Source organism: Agrococcus pavilionensis RW1, from assembly GCF_000400485.1.
In the GTDB taxonomy this organism is placed as follows: Bacteria; Actinomycetota; Actinomycetes; order Actinomycetales; family Microbacteriaceae; genus Agrococcus; species Agrococcus pavilionensis.
In genome coordinates this window covers 1-17,067 of record NZ_ASHR01000044.1, presented here as the reverse complement: position 1 = coordinate 17,067, position 17,067 = coordinate 1, and the positions used below count along the sequence as shown (strand labels likewise).

Below are 17,067 nucleotides of genomic sequence, written 5' to 3'. Positions count from 1 at the left end.
CCCGGCGCGCCTGGAGGCGCGCCCCGGCCCGCGGCTCAGTCGCGGCCCGTGAGCGACCACGCGTCGTCGTCGCCGCCCTCGGCCTCGACGACCTCGAGCCCGTCGCGGTTCGCCTCGTCGAAGGGGTCGCTGTAGCGGTCGTCGGTCTCGACCCACGCGCCCTCGTCGCCGTCGGCGTCATCGGATGCGTCGGGCGCGTCGAGCGCGCTCGGCGCGGGCCGCTCGGCGCCAGCGGGTGGCGCGGCCGCGGGCGCCGCGGCGCCGGCGGGCGACGGCGCGGGACCCTCGCCGCGCAGCGACGCGAGCACGGCCGCGAGGCCCTCCGGCGGCACGAGCACGTCGCGCGCCTTCGACCCCTCCGAGGGCCCGACGATCTCGCGCGACTCCATGAGGTCCATGAGCCGGCCGGCCTTCGCGAAGCCGACGCGGAGCTTGCGCTGCAGCATTGAGGTCGAGCCGAACTGCGTCGAGATGACGAGCTCGGCCGCGGCGCACAGGTCTTCAAGGTCGTCGCCGATGTCGGCGTCGATCTCGCGCTTCTGCGCGGCCTCCTCGACGTCGTCGCGGTACTCCGGGCGGGCCTGGCCCGTGACGTGCTGCACGACGCGCTGGATCTCGGCCTCGTCGACCCACGCGCCCTGCACGCGCATCGCCTTGTTCGCGCCCATGGGCAGGAAGAGGCCGTCGCCCTGGCCGATGAGCTTGTCGGCGCCCGGCTGGTCGAGGATGACGCGCGAGTCGGTCACGCTCGAGACGGCGAACGCGAAGCGGCTCGGCACGTTGGCCTTGATGAGGCCCGTGACGACGTCGACCGAGGGCCGCTGGGTCGCGAGCACGAGGTGGATGCCCGCCGCGCGCGCGAGCTGGGTGATGCGCACGATCGAGTCCTCGACGTCGCGCGGGGCGACCATCATGAGGTCGGCGAGCTCGTCGACGACGACGAGCAGGTACGGGTAGGGCTTGAGCGTGCGCTGGCTGCCGGCGGGCAGCACGATCTCGTCGGCGCGCACGGCCTTGTTGAAGTCGTCGATGTGCTTGTAGCCGAACGACGCGAGGTCGTCGTACCGCATGTCCATCTCCTTCACGACCCACTGCAGCGCCTCCGCTGCCTTCTTCGGGTTCGTGATGATGGGCGTGATGAGGTGCGGCACGCCCTGGTAGGCGGTGAGCTCGACGCGCTTCGGGTCGACGAGCACCATGCGCACCTCGGCGGGCGTCGCGCGCATGAGCAGGCTCGTGATCATCGAGTTCACGAACGACGACTTGCCCGAGCCGGTCGAGCCGGCGACGAGCAGGTGCGGCATCTTCGCGAGGTTCGCGACGACGTAGCCGCCCTCGACGTCCTTGCCGATGCCGATCGTCATCGGGTGCTTCGAGTCGGCCGCCGCGCGCGAGCGCAGCACGTCGCCGAGCTTCACCGTCTCGCGGTCGGGGTTGGGGATCTCGATGCCGATCGCCGACTTGCCGGGGATGGGCGAGAGGATGCGCACCTCGTTCGAGGCGACGGCGTACGAGATGTTCTTCGACAGCGCCGTCACGCGCTCGACCTTGACGCCCGGTGCGACCTCGATCTCGTAGCGCGTGACGGTCGGGCCGCGCGAGAAGCCGGTGACCTTCGCGTCGACGTTGAACGAGCCGAGCACCTGGGTGATCGCGGCGACGATCTCGTCGTTCGCGGCCGAGCGGGCCTTGGGCGGATCGCCCTGCGCGAGCGAGGCGATCGACGGGAGCCGGTAGGGGCGCTGCGCGACGGCGGGAGCCGCGGGGGCGGGCTCGTCCGGCGCGTCGAGCGCGACCTCGCCCGTGTGCTTCTGCATGGCCGCCTCGGCCTGCTCGAGCGACTCGAGCACCGCGGTCGCGTACTCCTCGTGCTCGTCGTCGCCGACCTCGGGCAGCGGCTCGGGGGTCGTGGCGGGCACGGCGACCGCCGCGGCGTCGACGCGCGTCGTCGGCTGCTCGCGGTCGATCATGACGGGGGTGTCGTAGGCGGGATCGACCTCGCGGCCGGTCGCGTTGCGGCGCCAGAACGGCAGCGAACCGGTGTCGCCCTCGATCGGCTCCTCCTCGGCCGCCTCGGCGGCCTCGGCCTTCGCGAGCTCCTTCGCCTCGCGGCGGGCGCGGCGGGCCTCCTCGCGCTCCTGGGGCGTGCCGGTCTCAATGCCGAAGAGGTAGCCGTAGAGGTCGGCGAGCCGCTCGGGGATGCGGGTCGGCGGCGTGCGGGTGATGATGAGCACCGCGAGCGCGGCGACGAGGCCGCAGACGATGCCCGCCCCGATCGGGGTGAGGAGCGCCGCGAGCGGCGCGGCGGCGACCCAGCCGAGGATCCCGCCCGCGTCGGCGAGCGCGGGCATGCCGAGCGACGCATCCGGCATGCCGAGCACGACGTGGCACAGTCCCGCGACGAAGATGAGCAGCAGCGCGATGCCGACGCCGACGCGGCCGTTGTCGCTCACCGATGCCGGGTGGCGGAACATCCACAGCGCGAGCAGCACGAAGACGACCGGGAGCGCGATCGCGACCTGCCCGAAGAGGCCGCCCCACGTGTAGGCGGAGATGGCCTGCGCGACCTGGTTGGCCGGCAGGATCCACTCGACGACCGCGCCGAGCACCGCGAGGATCGTGAGCAGGAAGGGCACCCCGTCGCGGCGCTCCTCCTTCGCGAGCGACTCGCGGCCGAAGACCCGCGCGGCCCCGCCCGTCGCGTGGGCGAGGCCCATCCACGCGCGCTGCGCGAGGCCGGGGCCGTCGTCCTCGAACACGGGCTGCGCCTTCGTCGACCGGGCCGCCCGCTGCACCTTCGTGGTCGCGGAGGTCGACGTGCCGGTCGAGCGCCCGCGCGGGGTCGGCTTGGTCGACTTGGTGCTCGTGGCCATGGCCGACACCCTAGATGCCCGCGCCCACCGCGGCCCGGAGGCGCTCCGCGGCGGTGCGGAGTCAGAAGCGGATGGCCTCGATCACCTTCGAGCGGACGGCGATCGTCGCGGGCACGCTGCCGGCGAGCGCGCCGACGGCCGCCGCGACGATGAGCCCGGTCACCGCGGCCGACATCGGGAACCCGGGCAGCACCATGCCGCCGATGCCCTGCGTGAGCGCGTCCTGCACGACGGGGAGCCGGTAGGCGAAGATGCACAGCGCGATGCCGATCGTGCCCGCGACGACCGTGCCGACGACCGACTCGAGCATGACGGCGACGAAGATGCGCGTGCGCGAGGCGCCGAACGCGCGGCGGATGCCGAGCTCGCGCACGCGCTGCCGGATGGAGACGACCGCGACGGTCACGAGGCCGAGGGCGCCGAGCAGCAGGATGACCACCGCCGTGCCGACGAGCGTGAGCTGCAGCGGCAGCAGCGGGTCGTAGCCCTCGAACGCCTGCCAGTCGCTGCGGTTCCCGTCGACCATCGCGCCCGGGAGCGCGCCGCGCAGGTCCTGCCGCAGCATCCGCAGCCCCTCATCAGCCGCCTCCGCGGGCACCCACGCCTCGAGGGAGAGGGAGGAGTGCATCGCGGACGGATCGTCCCGGGCGATGCGCAGCACGTCGCGCGGCAGCATCCACGCTTGCGGCCACTCGTCGCCGAGGCCGCGGTCGACGAGGCCGACGACGACGGCCGTCGTGCCGCCGAGCTCGATCGTGCGGTGCGCGTCGAGCCCGCCGCCGCCGAGCAGCTCGAGCGTGCCGCGGTTCACGACGACCGCGGGCGCGAGCCGCGCGCGGTCGCTCTCGTTGAGGAAGCGCCCATCGGCGACGCCGAGGTGCCGCATGACCGCGAAGTCGGGTTCGACCGCCTCGATCTGCACCGATGCGCCCGCGCCGCCGAGCGTGAGACCCGTGCTCATGCGCGCGCTCGCGTAGTCGATGCGGTAGCGGTCGACGGCCGTCTCGATCGCGTCGAGCGCGGCGACCGGGTCGCCCGGCGTGCCGTCGGCCGACGACGTCTCGACCCACAGGCTGATGGTCGCGGCCCGGCCGCCGTTCGCCTCCATCGACGAGACGAGCGTCGACCGGGCGAGGTCGCCGACGGCGACGGATGCGGTGAGCGCGGCGATCGCGACCGTCACGCCGATGAGGCTCATGAGCACGCGGCCGCGGTGGATGCGCAGCTCGGTCCAGGCGTCCTGGATCGCGGCGACGACGTCGGTCACGAGAGCGCTCCCGCCGCGCTCGGCTCGAGCGCGCGGAGCCGCCCGTCGGCGAGCCGCAGCACGCGCCGCGCGCGGGCCGCGACGGCGAGGTCGTGCGTGATGGTCACGAGCGCGGCGCCGGCCTCGGTCGCGACCTCGTCCAGCAGGTCCATCGTGCGCGAGCCCGTCTCGATGTCGAGCGCGCCCGTCGGCTCGTCGGCGAGGATGAGCCGCGGCCGGCGCACGAGCGCCCTGGCGATCGCGACGCGCTGCTGCTCGCCGCCCGAGAGGTTCGTCGCCCTCGTGTCGAGCCGGTGCCCGAGCCCCACGCGGTGCAGCATCTCGCGCGCGAGGTGGGCGCGCTGCCAGTAGCGGCGGCCCGCGCCGTAGTGGAGCGGCACGGCGACGTTCTCGGCCGCCGTGAGCCCCTCGATGAGGTTGAACTGCTGGAAGACGAAGCCGACGCTCGCGCCCCGCAGCCGATCGCGCGCGCGGGCCCCCATGAGCGCGACCGGCTCGCCGTCGAGCTCGACGGCCCCGGTCGTCGGCTGGTCGACCAGTCCGAGGATGTTGAGCAGCGTCGACTTCCCCGAGCCCGAGCGGCCGACGATCGAGACGCGGTCCCCCGGCGCGACGTCGAGGTCGATGCCGCGCAGGATCTGCAGGGCCGGGCCGTCGATCGTCGCGAACTGGCGGGTCACGCCGCGCAGGCGCAGGAGCGGCACCATCAGAACCCGCACAGCATGGGATCGGCCGTCATCGGGTCGGCGCACGGGTCGGCGGCGCCCGGCACGAACTGCAGCACGGCATCCCCCTCCGAGAGCCCGGCGCGCACCTCGACCATGCGGCCGTCGCTCAGCCCGAGCTCGACCGGCACCTCCTCCGGCGCGCCGTCGGCCCCCGGCCGATAGGCGATGCCGGTCTCGGCGCTGCCGAGCACGGCGGTCGTCGGCAGCAGCAGCACGTCGCTCGCCGAGCCGGCGCTCAGCTCGACCTTCGCGGCGAGGCCGACGAAGACGCGCACGTCGCCCGGCACCGCGCACGTGAGGGTCGCGCTCGCGCCCGTCGTGATCTGCTCGCCCACCGGCTGGGCGATCGCGACCGCGCCGCACTCGAAGGGCGCCGGACCGCCGTCGATCGTGACGGTCGCCGACTCGGGCTGCGTCGTCAGCCGGTACTGCTCGGCAGCGCCGAGGCTCGCGCGCACGACGTGCTCGGGCGGCTGCACCGCGCCGGTCTCCCCCGCGACGTCGACGCTCTGGCCGACGAGCACGGCGAAGCCCGTGAGGGTGCCGGCGGCGGGCGCGACGATGCTGTGCACGCGCGCGGTGGGCGGCGGCACGGTGCCGTCCGCCGCGGGCGCGCCCTGCGTCTCGACGCGCACGGTGTAGAGCACGTCGCCCTCGGCGACCTGCGCGCCGTCGGCGGCGCTCACGCGAGCGACGGTGCCCGCGTGGGTCGAGCGCACCGGCACCGCCTCGACCGGCACGATCATGCCCTCGATCGAGACGGCGTTCTCGACCGAGCCGCGCTCGACGGTCGCGAGCGGCTCCTCGAACGCGGCGCCGGGCACGAGGCCGTCATCGGCGCTCACCGCCTCGACGTCGGGGAAGAACGCGAGCTTCACGAGCGCGATCGCGATCGCCGCGCCCACGGCGAGCTTGAGCACCGGCAGCACCCACGTGCGCCACGCGCCGGGCCCGCGCGCGGCGCGCTCGGCCTTCCGCAGCCGCGAGCGCTCGAGCTGCTCGAGCTTCGCCTGCCGCTTCGCGGCCGCGCGCGCCTCGCGCGGCGGGGCCTGGCGGTGCGCCGGCTGCTCGGCGTGCAGCGGCGCCGGGACGGCGGCCGCTCCCCCTGCCTCGACGACGGGCGGCTCGACGGGGGCGGTGTGGTCCTGCTCGGGCACGGCGGCGTCCTCTCGGGCGGGGCGGCGCGCATCCGTTGCGTGCCCTCGCTCGTCACGCTAGGGCACGCGAGCGCGCTCGCCCCTCCCCCGCGAGGATGATCTCGACGTGTCGGCTACGCCTCGATGACGACCGGCACGATCATCGGGCGGCGGCGGATGCGCGTGCCCACCCAGCGACCGACCGTGCGGCGGACGACCTGCTGGTACTGGTGCTGGTCGCGCACGCCCTGCTCGCCCGCCTCGGCGAGCGCCTTCACGATCTTCGGGCGGATGTCGTCGAAGACCTTGTCGTCCTCGGCGAAGCCGCGCGCGTGGATCTCGGGGCCGACGATCACCTTGCCGGTCTGCGGCTCGACCGCGACGAAGATCGAGATGAAGCCCTCCTCGGCGAGGATGCGGCGGTCCTTGAGGTCGGCCTCGTCGATGCGGCCGACGGACGAGCCGTCGACGTAGACGAAGCCGATCTCGAGCTGGCCCGCGACGGTCACCTCGCCGTCCGCGAGGTCCCACACGGTGCCGTTCTCGCCGACGAACGCGCGCTCGCGCGGCACGCCCGTGTCGATCGCGAGCGAGGCCGCGGCGTGCAGGTGGCGGTACTCGCCGTGCACCGGCACGACGTTCCGCGGCTTGAGGATGTTGTAGCAGTAGAGCAGCTCGCCCGCCGAGGCGTGGCCCGAGACGTGCACCTTCGCCGACCCCTTGTGCACGACCTTCGCGCCGAGCTGCATGAGCCCGTTGATGACGCGGAAGACGGCGTTCTCGTTGCCGGGGATGAGGCTCGAGGCGAGGATGACGGTGTCGCCCTCGCCGACCTCGATGCGGTGCTCGCCGTTGACGATGCGGCTGAGCACCGCCATCGGCTCGCCCTGCGAGCCGGTCGACATGAAGACGACCTGCTCGCGCGGCATGTTCTCGGCCTCCTTCTGGCTCACCACGACGCCGTCGGGCACCTTGAGGTAGCCGAGCTCGGCCGCGATGCCCATGTTGCGCACCATCGAGCGGCCGACGAAGGCGACCTTGCGGCCGTTCTCGTGCGCCGCGTCGAGTACTTGTTGCACGCGGTGCACGTGGCTCGAGAAGGAGGCGACGACGACGAGCCCGGAGGTCTTCGCGATCACCTGCGAGATGACGGGGCCGATCTCGCGCTCGGGAGCCGTGAACCCGGGGACGTCGGCGTTCGTGGAGTCGACCAGGAACGCATCCACGCCCTCCTCACCGAGCCGCGCGAACGCGCGCAGGTCGGTGATGCGGTCGTCGAGCGGCAGCTGGTCCATCTTGAAGTCACCCGTGTGCAGCACGAGGCCCGCGCTCGTGCGGATCGCGACCGCGAGCGCGTCGGGGATCGAGTGGTTGACGGCGACGAACTCGGTCTCGAACGGGCCGAGCTGCTCGACCTGGCCCTCCTTCACCGTGTGGGTGAAGGGGCGGATGCGGTGCTCCTTGAGCTTCGCCTCGACGAGCGCGAGCGTGAGCTGCGAGCCGAGCAGGGGGATGTCGGCCTTGAGTCGCAGGAGGTAGGGCACGGCGCCGATGTGGTCCTCGTGGCCGTGCGTGAGCACGACGGCGACGACGTCGTCGAGGCGATCGCGGATGGGACCGAAGTCGGGCAGCACGAGGTCGACGCCGGGCTGGTGCTCCTCGGGGAAGAGCACGCCGCAGTCGACGATGAGCAGCTTGCCGTCCTGCTCGTACACCGTCATGTTGCGGCCGACCTCGCCGAGGCCGCCGAGCGGGAAGAAGCGGAGGGTGCCCGCCGCGAGCGCGGGGGGCTGGGTGATGGCCGTCAATGGGCCTCCTTCATATGCGGCTCGCACGGGGCGAGCGGATGTGGGGTGCGCGCTCCTCGCGCGCGGGAAGATCTGGGGTGGATGCGACCACGGGCTCTCGCGCTCAGCGCGTCGTGCCGTGCACCTTCGGCAGGGCGCCGCCCGCGGCGGCGTTGCGGTCGGGGCGGAAGCGGCTCAGGTCGAGCCCGTCGACGCCCGCGACGAGCGCGAGCTCGTCCTCGATGAGGGCCGCCTCGGCGTCCTCGGGACCCACGAGCGGCAGGCGCACGCGCGGGCTGCCGATGCGGCCGAGGCCGTGCAGGATGTACTTCGTCGAGACGGTGCCGGGCACGTGCGTCATCGTCGCGCGGACGAGCGGCTCGAGCGCCTGGTGCTGCGCCATCGCGGTGCGGAGGTCGCCCGCGTTCACCGCGTCGACCATCGTCCGGTAGGGCTTCGGTGCGATGTTCGCCGTGACGCCGATGAGGCCGGAGGCGCCGATCGCGAGGTGCGGGAGCACGTTCGCATCGTCGCCGGAGAAGTAGAGCAGGTCGGTCTGGTTGAGCACGCGGCTCACCTCGGCGAAGTCGCCCTTGGCGTCCTTCACGGCGAGGATGTTCGGGTGCTTCGCGGCGCGCAGGATCGTCTCGTAGCGGATCGGGATGCCCGAGCGGCCCGGGATGTCGTAGAGGATCACCGGCAGGTCGGTCGCGTCGGCGATGAGCCGGAAGTGCGTCAGCACGCCAGCCTGCGTCGGCTTGTTGTAGTACGGCGTGACGATCATGACGCCGTCGGCGCCGGCCCGCTCCGCCTGGCGGTAGAGGTCGATCGCGTGCGCGGTCTCGTTCGAGCCGCCGCCCTGGATGACCTTCGCGCGGTCGCCCGCGACCGCCTTCGCGACCTCGACGAGCCGGATCTTCTCGGGGTCGGTGAGCGTCGACGTCTCGCCGGTCGTGCCGGAGACGACGATGCCGTCGGCGCCGTGCGTCACGACGTCGTCGATGAGCCGCTCGACGTCGTCCCAGGCGACCTCGCCGTCGGCCGAGAACGGCGTCACGAGCGCGACGAGCACCTGGCCGAAGGGATTGGGGTTCACTCGACCAGGCTACCGTGCCGCTCGCGCGGCCTCTCCGCCCGTCGCTCGAGGGTGCGATACGCGAATCGCAGCCCGGTGCGGCTCGCGTGCCATCCCTCGGCCGGGTCGCGCATCACCACGCGCCACGACGCATCCGGCACGGGCGCCGTCGTGTCGCCGGTCGCGTCGAGCTCGATGTCGGTGATCTCGAGCCGGTCGGCGCGCGCCATCGCGTCGCGGTAGACGCGACCGCCGCCGACGATCCACACCTCGTCGTCGATCGCGAGCGCCGTGGCGAGCGCCTCGTCGAGGTTCGGGACGACGCGGGCGCCGGGTGCGACGAAGTCGTCGCTGGAGGTGATGACGATGTTCTCGCGCCCCGGCAGGGGCCGGTAGCGCGGCGGGAACGACTTCCAGGTGCGCCGACCCATGACGACGGGGTGGCCCATCGTGATCGCCTTGAAGCGCGCCATGTCCTCGGGGAGCGACCACGGCATGTCGCCCGCGTCGCCGATGACGCCGCCGCGAGCCTGCGCCCAGATCATGCCGATCATCTAGACCGCGACCGGCGCCTTGATGCCCGGGTGGTGCCGGTAGTCGACGACCTCGAAGTCGTCGAGCTCGTAGTCGAGGATGCTCTCGGGCCGTCGGCGGATGCGCAGCGTCGGGAGCGGGTACGGCTCGCGGGAGAGCTGCCGCTCGACCTGCTCGACGTGGTTGTCGTAGACGTGGCAGTCGCCGCCGGTCCAGATGAAGTCGCCCACCTCGAGACCCGTCTGCTGCGCGATCATGTGCGTCAGGAGCGCGTAGCTCGCGATGTTGAACGGCACCCCGAGGAACATGTCGGCCGAGCGCTGGTACAGCTGGCACGAGAGCCGGCCGCCGGTGACGTCGAACTGGAAGAGCGCGTGGCACGGGGCGAGCGCCATGTCGGGGATGTCGGCGGGGTTCCACGCCGACACGATGTGCCGGCGCGAGTCGGGGTTCGAGCGGATCGACTCGACGACCTGCGCGATCTGGTCGATCGTGCCGCCGTCGCGCGCCGGCCACGAGCGCCACTGCACCCCGTAGACCGGGCCGAGCTCCCCATCCGCGTCCGCCCACTCGTCCCAGATCGTGACGCCGCGCTCCTGCAGCCAGCGCACGTTCGACTCGCCGCGCAGGAACCACAGCAGCTCGAGCGCGAGCGACTTGAAGTGCACGCGCTTCGTGGTGATGAGCGGGAACCCCTCGGCGAGGTCGAAGCGCAGCTGCCGGCCGAACACCGACCGGGTGCCGGTGCCGGTGCGGTCGCCCTTGTGCCGCCCGTTCGCCATCACGTCGGCGAGCAGCTCCTCGTAGGGGTGCGCGGTCACGGTGCCTCCACTCATGGTGCCTCCTGGGGTGCCGTGCTGCGGAGCGAGAGCGCCGTGCGCGCCGCCATGCGCGCGCGCCGGCGGTCGCGCGCCGCGTCGTAGGCCATCGACAGCCGCAGCCACGACTGCCACGACTCGGGGTGCGCCTCGACGTCGGCCTTCGCGACCGGGAACGCGTCCTCGGCGGCCTCCCGGTCGGCGCGGCCCGAGGGCGTGCCGGGCAGGGGCTGCGGCATGCCGCCCGCGGCCGCGAGCTCGCGCACGGCGCGGTCGAGCTGGACGCCGAAGACGACCTCGCGCGCGAGCGCCCACGCGCCGATGAGGAAGAAGGCGACGAGCGCGACGCCGACGGCGATCGCGAGCGGCTGCCCGGTCGCGATGAACTGCACGGCGCGGCTGCCGGCGAGCACGACGTAGAGCGCGAGCACGGCCGCCATCGCGAGGGCGAAGCCCTTCCGCGCGCTCGAGCGCGCCGCGGGCCGGTCGGTCACGAGAGCCCCAGCAGGTCGCCGATGCCGACGGTCACGCCCGGCTGCGCCTCGGCGCGGAGCGCGAGCAGGATGCCGGCGGCGTACGAGTCGCTCGACGTCGTGTCGTGGCGGATCGTCAGGGTCTCCCCCGTGCCGCCGAAGATGACCTCCTGGCGCGCGACGACGCCGGGCAGCCGCAGCGCGTGCACCGGCACGCCCGCGATCACGGTGCCGCGGCTCGGCTCGTCGGGGGTCGCGGGCGCGAAGCCGCGCACGGCGCCGATCGCCTCTGCGGTGCGCGTCGCGGTGCCGCTCGGCGCGTCGCGCTTGCGGTCGTGGTGCGCCTCGACGACCTCGACGGCGGTGAAGTGGCGCGCGGCGATCGTCGCGAGGTGCGTCTCGAGCACGCTCCCGAGCGAGAAGTTGGGGACGATGCGGATGCGCTCGGCGCCTCGGGCGCGGAGGGCCTCGATGCGCTCCTCCGTCCAGCCGCTCGTCGCGACGACGACGGGCACGCTCGCGTCGAGCGCGGCGTCGACGAGCTGCTGGCTCGCGCCCAGCACGGTCGCGTCAAAGACGACGTCGATCCCGTCGAGCTCGAGCCCTTCGCGCACGTCGAGCTCGACCGGCTCGAGGTCGCCGGCGTCGCGCACGAGCCGCAGCGCGAGCGATCCGAGCCTGCCGGTCGCGCCCGCGATCCCGATGCGCCTCGTCGATGCCATGCCCTCCAGCCTACGGCTCGGGCGATGGCCGCAGCGCGCTCGCCGCGCGCCCGTACAGTGGATCGGTGCACGCCGACATCCGCCTCGAGGACCCCGCGTCCGAGCTCGCCCAATCGCTCCTGCAGGCCTACTTCGCCGATCGCGCGATCACGTTCGTCGGCGGCGCCTACACGCCCAAGCCCGCCGATCCCGCGACGCTCCGCGCGCCCGAGGGCGCGTTCCTCGTCGCGTGGGACGGCGACGAGGCGGTCGGATGCGGTGCGCTGCGTCGGCTGAGCCCGTCGCGCTTCGAGGTCAAGCACCTCTACGTCGCCCCGGCCGGCCGCGGCCGCGGCACCGGCGCCGCGCTGCTCGAGGCGCTCGAGGCGCGCGCGGTCGAGCTCGGCGCGGACGAGGTCGTGCTCGACACGAACGCGGCCCTCGGGCCGGCGAACCGCCTCTACGTGACGCGCGGCTACGAGTCGATCCCCGCCTACAACGACAACCCGAACGCCACGACCTGGTTCCGCAAGCCGGTCTCCTCCGCCGACTCCGCAGGCTGAACCGGCGCCAGGCCTAGAAGGGCTGCGGCAGCGGGAGGCCCGTGCGGTCCTCGGGCGGCAGGTGGCCGAGGTCGTTGTGCACGAGCAGCTGCGGCGGCTTGCCCGTGCGGCGCCGGATGATCGTGAGCCCGCAGTTCGCCTGGTTGAGCGCCATCCACTGCCAGTTCGGCGACTGCATCACCTCGCGCACGAACCAGCCGATGACGAAGTTGTGGGTGACGATGAGCTCGTTGACGTCGCCGCGCGACGGGCGCAGCCACTGCGCCACCGCATCCTGCATCTGCGCCGACCCCGCTTCGACCTCCGCGGGCCGCACGGCCTTCAGGAACCCGTGGAAGCCCACGGGCGTGTCCTCCTCGAGCCCCGAGGGGATGCAGTCGAGCAGCAGCGCCGACTTCTGGAACTCCACGGCGGGCAGCCGCTCCTGCATGATCGCGGCCGTCTCGGTCGCGCGTTGCAGCGGCGACGTCCACGCCTGGTCGAAGACGACGCCCGACAGCCGCTGCGCGATCGCGTGCGCCTGCCGCACACCCCGGCCCGAGAGCCGGCCGTCCTCGACGCCGTGCTCCGCGTCGAGCTGCTCTCCGTGCCGGACGAGGTAGAGCAGGTGCGCCATGGGGTCCTTCCGCGGGCGCAGCGTCGCGCCCAGGTCGTGCGCGGGCGCGCTGGAGCGCCCTTCGTGATCAGCGGGCGGTGGGGTCCGCCACTCCCACCGTAGCGCCATCGGGGGACACGACGAGCCGCTCGAGCCCTTCCGGAGCCTGTCCGACCGCCGAGATCGAGCGCGGTCCGCCGGCGAGCTCGGCGGCGAGCGCACGCACGTCGGCGTCGGTCACGCGCTCGATGCGCTCGAGCGTCGCGTCGATGTCGAGGAACTCGCCGAGCGTGAGCTCCGCGCGGCCGAGCCGCGACATCCGCGTGTCGGTGTCCTCGAGCGCGAGCGCCGAGCCGCCGGCGAGCTGGCCCTTCGCGCGGCGCAGCTCGTCGTCGCTCGCGCCGTCGGCGAGCCGCTCGAGCTCGCCCACCATGAGCGAGGCGACCTCGAGCGTCTTCCGGGGCGCGCACGCCGCGGCGAGGCCGACGAGCCCAGCGTCGGCGTAGCCCGAGGCGAACGAGTAGACGGAGTAGGCGAGGCCGCGCTTCTCGCGGATCTCCTGGAACAGTCGCGACGACATCCCCGCACCGAGCACCGCGTTGAGCACGGCCATCGTGCTGCGGCGGGGGTCGGATGCGGTGAGCCCGGGCATGCCGATCATGAGGTTGACCTGCTCGAGCGGCCGGGCGACGACCGTGAGCCCGCCGGTGCCGGGCGCGGCGAGCTCGCGGCTGCGGCGCTCGCGCGGCGCGGCTGCGTCGAGCGACCAGCCGTAGCGGGAGAGCGCCTCCTGCAGCTGCTCGACGGCCGTGTCGTGGTCGACGGCGCCGGCGATCGTGACGACGAGGTCGCGCGGGGCGTAGTGCTCGGCGTAGTGCTCGGCGACCCGGTCGCGCGAGACGGCGCGGATCGAGTCGGGCGTGCCGCCGATCGGGCGGCCGAGCGGCGTCTCGGCGCCGTGGACGAGCTCGCTCAGTCGCTCCCCCGCGACGTCCGCGGGGTCGTCGTCGGCCATCGCGAGCTCCTCGAGGATGACCTCGCGCTCGTGCTCGAACTCGTCGGCGTCGAGCAGCGACGACGTGAGCATGTCGGCGAGCACGTCGATCGCCATCGGCAGGTCGACGTCGCGCACCTTCGCGTAGTAGCACGTGTGCTCCTTGGCGGTGAGCGCGTTGTGCTCGCCGCCGACCTCGTCGAACGCGACCGCGATGTCGAAGGCGGAGCGCGAGCGGGTGCCCTTGAAGAGCAGGTGCTCGAGGAAGTGGGTCGAGCCGCGCGCATCGCCCGTCTCGTCGCGCGAGCCCACCGGCACCCAGTAGCCGACGGTCGCGCTCAGCGCGCCCGGCATCTGCTCGGTGAGCACGCGCACGCCGCTCGGCAGCACGCTGCGGCGCACGACCGCGCCGCCGGCCGCGGCGACGGCGATCTCGGGGACGTCGAGCGGGAGGGGGACAGCAGGCATCCGACCAGTCTACGGCCGCGACATGCGAGCAGCCCCCGCCCCAAGAGGGGGCGAGGGCTGCTCGGGTGCGGTGACTACTCGGCCGAGACCGAGGAGACCGACGAGACGGACGAGTCGGCGTCGTCGCCCTTCGCCGCGACCGGCGCCACGGGCTCCGAGTCGTCGACGATCTCGAGCGAGAGCTTGCCGCGGTCGTCGATCTTGGTGATCTCCACCTGGATCTTCTGGCCGATCGAGACCACGTCGTCGACGTTCTCGATGCGCTTGCCGCCGTTGAGCGCCCGCATGGCGGTCACGTGCAGCAGGCCGTCGCGGCCCGGCAGCAGCGAGACGAAGGCACCGAACGACGCGGTCTTGACGACCGTGCCGAGGTAGCGCTCGCCGAGCTCGGGGTTGAGCGGGTTCGCGATCGCGTTGACCGCGGCGCGCGCGGCCTCCGCCGAGGGACCGTCGACGGCGCCGATGTAGACGATGCCCGTGTCCTCGATCGAGATCTGGGCGCCCGTGTCGTCCTGGATCTGGTTGATCGTCTTGCCCTTGGGGCCGATGAGCTCGCCGATCTTGTCGACCGGGATCTGCACGCTGATGACGCGCGGCGCCGTGGGCGCCATCTCGTCCGGGGCGTCGATAGCGGCGTTGAGGACCTCGAGGATCTTCGTGCGCGCCTCCTTCGCCTGCGTGAGCGCACCGGCGAGCACCGAGGCGGGGATGCCCGAGAGCTTCGTGTCGAGCTGGATGGCCGTGATGAAGTCGGGCGTGCCGGCGACCTTGAAGTCCATGTCGCCGAGCGCGTCCTCGGCGCCGAGGATGTCGGTGAGCGCCGCGTAGCGGGTCTCGCCGTCGACCTCGTCGGTCACGAGGCCCATCGCGATGCCCGCGACGGGCGCCTTGAGCGGCACGCCGGCGTTGAGCAGCGCGAGCGTCGAGGCGCACACGGAGCCCATCGACGTCGAGCCGTTCGAGCCGAGCGCCTCCGAGACCTGGCGGATCGCGTACGGGAACTCCTCGCGGCTCGGCAGCACGGGCACGATCGCCCGCTCGGCGAGCGCGCCGTGGCCGATCTCGCGGCGCTTCGGGCTGCCGACGCGGCCCGTCTCGCCCGTCGAGTACGGCGGGAAGTTGTAGTTGTGCATGTAGCGCTTGCTCGTCACGGGGCTCAGCGAGTCGATCTGCTGCTCGAGCTTGAGCATGTTGAGCGTCGTGATGCCCATGATCTGCGTCTCGCCGCGCTGGAAGATCGCGGAGCCGTGCACGCGCGGCACGACCGCGACCTCGGCGTCGAGCGGGCGGATGTCGGCCGGGCCGCGCCCGTCGATGCGGATGCCCTCGGTGAGGATGCGTCCGCGGACGACCTCCTTCGTGACCGCCTTGTAGGCGCCCGAGACCTGCGTCGCGATGACGGCCTCGAGCTCGCCGCGCTCGATGCGCTCGTTGATCTGCTGCTTGACCTGCTCCTTGAGCTGGTCGTCGGCCGACTGGCGCTCGAGCTTGTCGGCGATGCGGTAGACCTCGGCGAGGCGCTCGGCCGCGAGCTCGCGGACGGCCGCGAAGGCCTCCTCGGAGTACGGCGGGAAGAGCGGGTACTGCTGCGTCTCCTTCGCGGCGGTCTTGGCGACCTCCTCCTGCGCGGCGACGAGCTGCTTGATGAACGGCTTCGAGGCCTCGAGGCCCTCGGCCACGACCTCCTCGGTCGGCTTCTGCGCGCCGCCCTCGATGAGGTTCCACGCGCCGTCGGTCGCCTCGGCCTCGACCATCATGATCGCGACGTCCTGGCTGCCGTCGGCAGCCGTGACGACCCGGCCCGCGACGACCATGTTGAACACGGCCTGCTCGAGCTGCGAGTGCTTCGGGAACGCGACCCACTGGCCGTCGATGAGCGCGACGCGCACGCCGCCGATCGGGCCGTCGAACGGCAGGCCCGAGAGCTGCGTCGACATGGACGCGGCGTTGATGGCGAGCACGTCGTAGAGCTCGTCGGGCTCGATCGAGAGCACGGTGATGACGACCTGCACCTCGTTGCGGAGGCCCTCGACGAACGAGGGGCGCAGCGGCCGGTCGATGAGGCGGCACGTGAGGATCGCGTCGGTCGACGGACGGCCCTCGCGGCGGAAGAACGAGCCGGGGATGCGGCCCGCGGCGTACATGCGCTCCTCGACGTCCACCGTGAGGGGGAAGAAGTCGAACGAGTCCTTGGGGTGCTTCGAGACGCTCGTGGCGCTCAGCAGCATCGTCTCCTCGTCGATGTACGCGACGGCCGAGCCCTGCGCCTGCTGCGCGAGGCGACCGGTCTCGAAGCGGACGGTGCGGGTGCCGAAGCGGCCGTTGTCGATGACGGCCTCGGCGAATGTGATCTCAGGACCTTCCATGAAGGGCCTCTCCTCTCCTGTGCCCAGCGGGGGCACGACATGTCAGTCGTGCGCTTCGCCTGCGCGGAGTGGTCATCAGTGGAGAGCGTCGAAGGATGCTTCGCCGCCCTCCACCAACGACCAGCTCTGAGCGGGTGCGAATGGGCGCACGACGACCGCGACTCGCGGTCTCGGCAAGGCTACCGCACGCATCCCCGAATCGGCAGGAAGCATGACGAAGGGCCGCCCCCTTGCGGGGACGGCCCAGTCGTGAAGCGCTCGAGCCGGTCTAGCGGCGGAGCCCCAGGCGCTCGATCAGCGAGCGGTAGCGCTCGATGTCGACGTCCTGGAGGTAGCCGAGCAGGCGACGGCGCTGACCCACGAGCAGCAGCAGGCCACGACGCGAGTGGTGGTCGTGCTTGTGCGTCTTCAGGTGCTCGGTGAGGTCCTTGATGCGGCGCGACAGCATCGCGACCTGCACCTCGGGGCTCCCGGTGTCACCCTCGTGGGTGGCGAACTCCTCGATGATGGACTTCTTGATCTCTGCATTCAGGCCCATGCGGAACCCCTCTCTCCTCGCAGCGCGGTGCCCATGCCCGATGCATGAGCGCTCTGGATCCGCGGCCGGTCAACGGCAACCTCACGATGCTACCAGGTCAGGCGCGCGGAGGTCGAGGCGGCGACGTGCCTCAGCTTCTTTGAGCGCGGGG

The 17,067-nt window shown here is 72.8% G+C and carries 15 protein-coding genes; 1 reads left to right on the top strand and 14 read right to left on the bottom strand.

What is annotated here, in order from left to right:
* Positions 1-35: 35 nt before the first annotated feature.
* The 10 genes from L332_RS28610 to dapB form a co-directional block, all read right to left on the bottom strand.
* On the bottom strand, positions 36-2,873 hold the full coding sequence (locus tag L332_RS28610) for an FtsK/SpoIIIE family DNA translocase (RefSeq protein WP_021011793.1): 2,838 nt from the start codon (positions 2,871-2,873) through the stop codon (positions 36-38).
* A gap of 61 nt (positions 2,874-2,934) precedes the next feature.
* The gene (locus L332_RS28605) at positions 2,935-4,140 is read right to left on the bottom strand and encodes an ABC transporter permease (protein ID WP_021011792.1); all 1,206 of its coding nucleotides are present in this window, start codon (positions 4,138-4,140) and stop codon (positions 2,935-2,937) included.
* Positions 4,137-4,844, bottom strand: a complete 708-nt coding sequence (locus L332_RS28600) for an ABC transporter ATP-binding protein (protein WP_031224426.1) — start codon at positions 4,842-4,844, stop codon at positions 4,137-4,139. Before L332_RS28600 ends, L332_RS28605 begins: the two co-directional genes overlap by 4 nt.
* 2 nt (positions 4,845-4,846) lie before the next feature.
* Positions 4,847-6,025: an efflux RND transporter periplasmic adaptor subunit gene (locus L332_RS0115850; RefSeq protein ID WP_021011790.1), complete on the bottom strand. Its 1,179-nt coding sequence runs from the start codon at positions 6,023-6,025 to the stop codon at positions 4,847-4,849.
* Between the two features lie 113 nt (positions 6,026-6,138).
* On the bottom strand, positions 6,139-7,812 hold the full coding sequence (locus tag L332_RS28595; protein ID WP_021011789.1) for a ribonuclease J: 1,674 nt from the start codon (positions 7,810-7,812) through the stop codon (positions 6,139-6,141).
* Positions 7,813-7,915: 103 nt separating this feature from the next.
* Positions 7,916-8,887: a 4-hydroxy-tetrahydrodipicolinate synthase gene (dapA, locus tag L332_RS28590; RefSeq protein ID WP_021011788.1), complete on the bottom strand. Its 972-nt coding sequence runs from the start codon at positions 8,885-8,887 to the stop codon at positions 7,916-7,918.
* Positions 8,884-9,411: a dihydrofolate reductase gene (locus L332_RS28585; RefSeq protein ID WP_200860987.1), complete on the bottom strand. Its 528-nt coding sequence runs from the start codon at positions 9,409-9,411 to the stop codon at positions 8,884-8,886. Before L332_RS28585 ends, dapA begins: the two co-directional genes overlap by 4 nt.
* Before the next feature lie 9 nt (positions 9,412-9,420).
* Entirely contained in the window at positions 9,421-10,236 is an 816-nt protein-coding gene (locus L332_RS28580) for a thymidylate synthase (RefSeq protein WP_031224423.1), read from the bottom strand.
* Positions 10,233-10,712, bottom strand: coding sequence for a hypothetical protein (locus L332_RS28575; protein ID WP_021011785.1), 480 nt, complete (start codon positions 10,710-10,712; stop codon positions 10,233-10,235). The genes L332_RS28580 and L332_RS28575 overlap by 4 nt, the downstream gene beginning before the upstream one ends.
* Positions 10,709-11,413, bottom strand: coding sequence for a 4-hydroxy-tetrahydrodipicolinate reductase (gene dapB, locus L332_RS28570; protein WP_021011784.1), 705 nt, complete (start codon positions 11,411-11,413; stop codon positions 10,709-10,711). The genes L332_RS28575 and dapB overlap by 4 nt, the downstream gene beginning before the upstream one ends.
* 65 nt (positions 11,414-11,478) lie before the next feature.
* On the opposite strand from dapB, the gene L332_RS28565 reads away from it, so the two are divergent.
* Complete coding sequence (locus L332_RS28565; protein ID WP_021011783.1) at positions 11,479-11,955, top strand: GNAT family N-acetyltransferase; 477 nt, start codon at positions 11,479-11,481, stop codon at positions 11,953-11,955.
* 13 nt (positions 11,956-11,968) lie between these two features.
* On the opposite strand, the gene L332_RS28560 is transcribed toward L332_RS28565, so the two are convergent.
* The 4 genes from L332_RS28560 to rpsO form a co-directional block, all read right to left on the bottom strand.
* A complete protein-coding gene (locus L332_RS28560; protein ID WP_021011782.1) occupies positions 11,969-12,571 on the bottom strand; it encodes a histidine phosphatase family protein in 603 nt (200 codons plus the stop codon).
* Positions 12,572-12,638: 67 nt separating this feature from the next.
* The gene (locus L332_RS28555; protein ID WP_021011781.1) at positions 12,639-14,012 is read right to left on the bottom strand and encodes a M16 family metallopeptidase; all 1,374 of its coding nucleotides are present in this window, start codon (positions 14,010-14,012) and stop codon (positions 12,639-12,641) included.
* Positions 14,013-14,086: 74 nt separating this feature from the next.
* Positions 14,087-16,378 carry a polyribonucleotide nucleotidyltransferase gene (locus L332_RS28550; RefSeq protein WP_021011780.1) on the bottom strand — a complete coding sequence of 764 codons (2,292 nt, stop codon included), beginning with the start codon at positions 16,376-16,378 and terminating at the stop codon, positions 14,087-14,089.
* Between the two features lie 268 nt (positions 16,379-16,646).
* A complete protein-coding gene (gene rpsO / locus L332_RS28545) occupies positions 16,647-16,916 on the bottom strand; it encodes a 30S ribosomal protein S15 (protein ID WP_021011779.1) in 270 nt (89 codons plus the stop codon).
* Between the last annotated feature and the right edge of the window lie 151 nt (positions 16,917-17,067).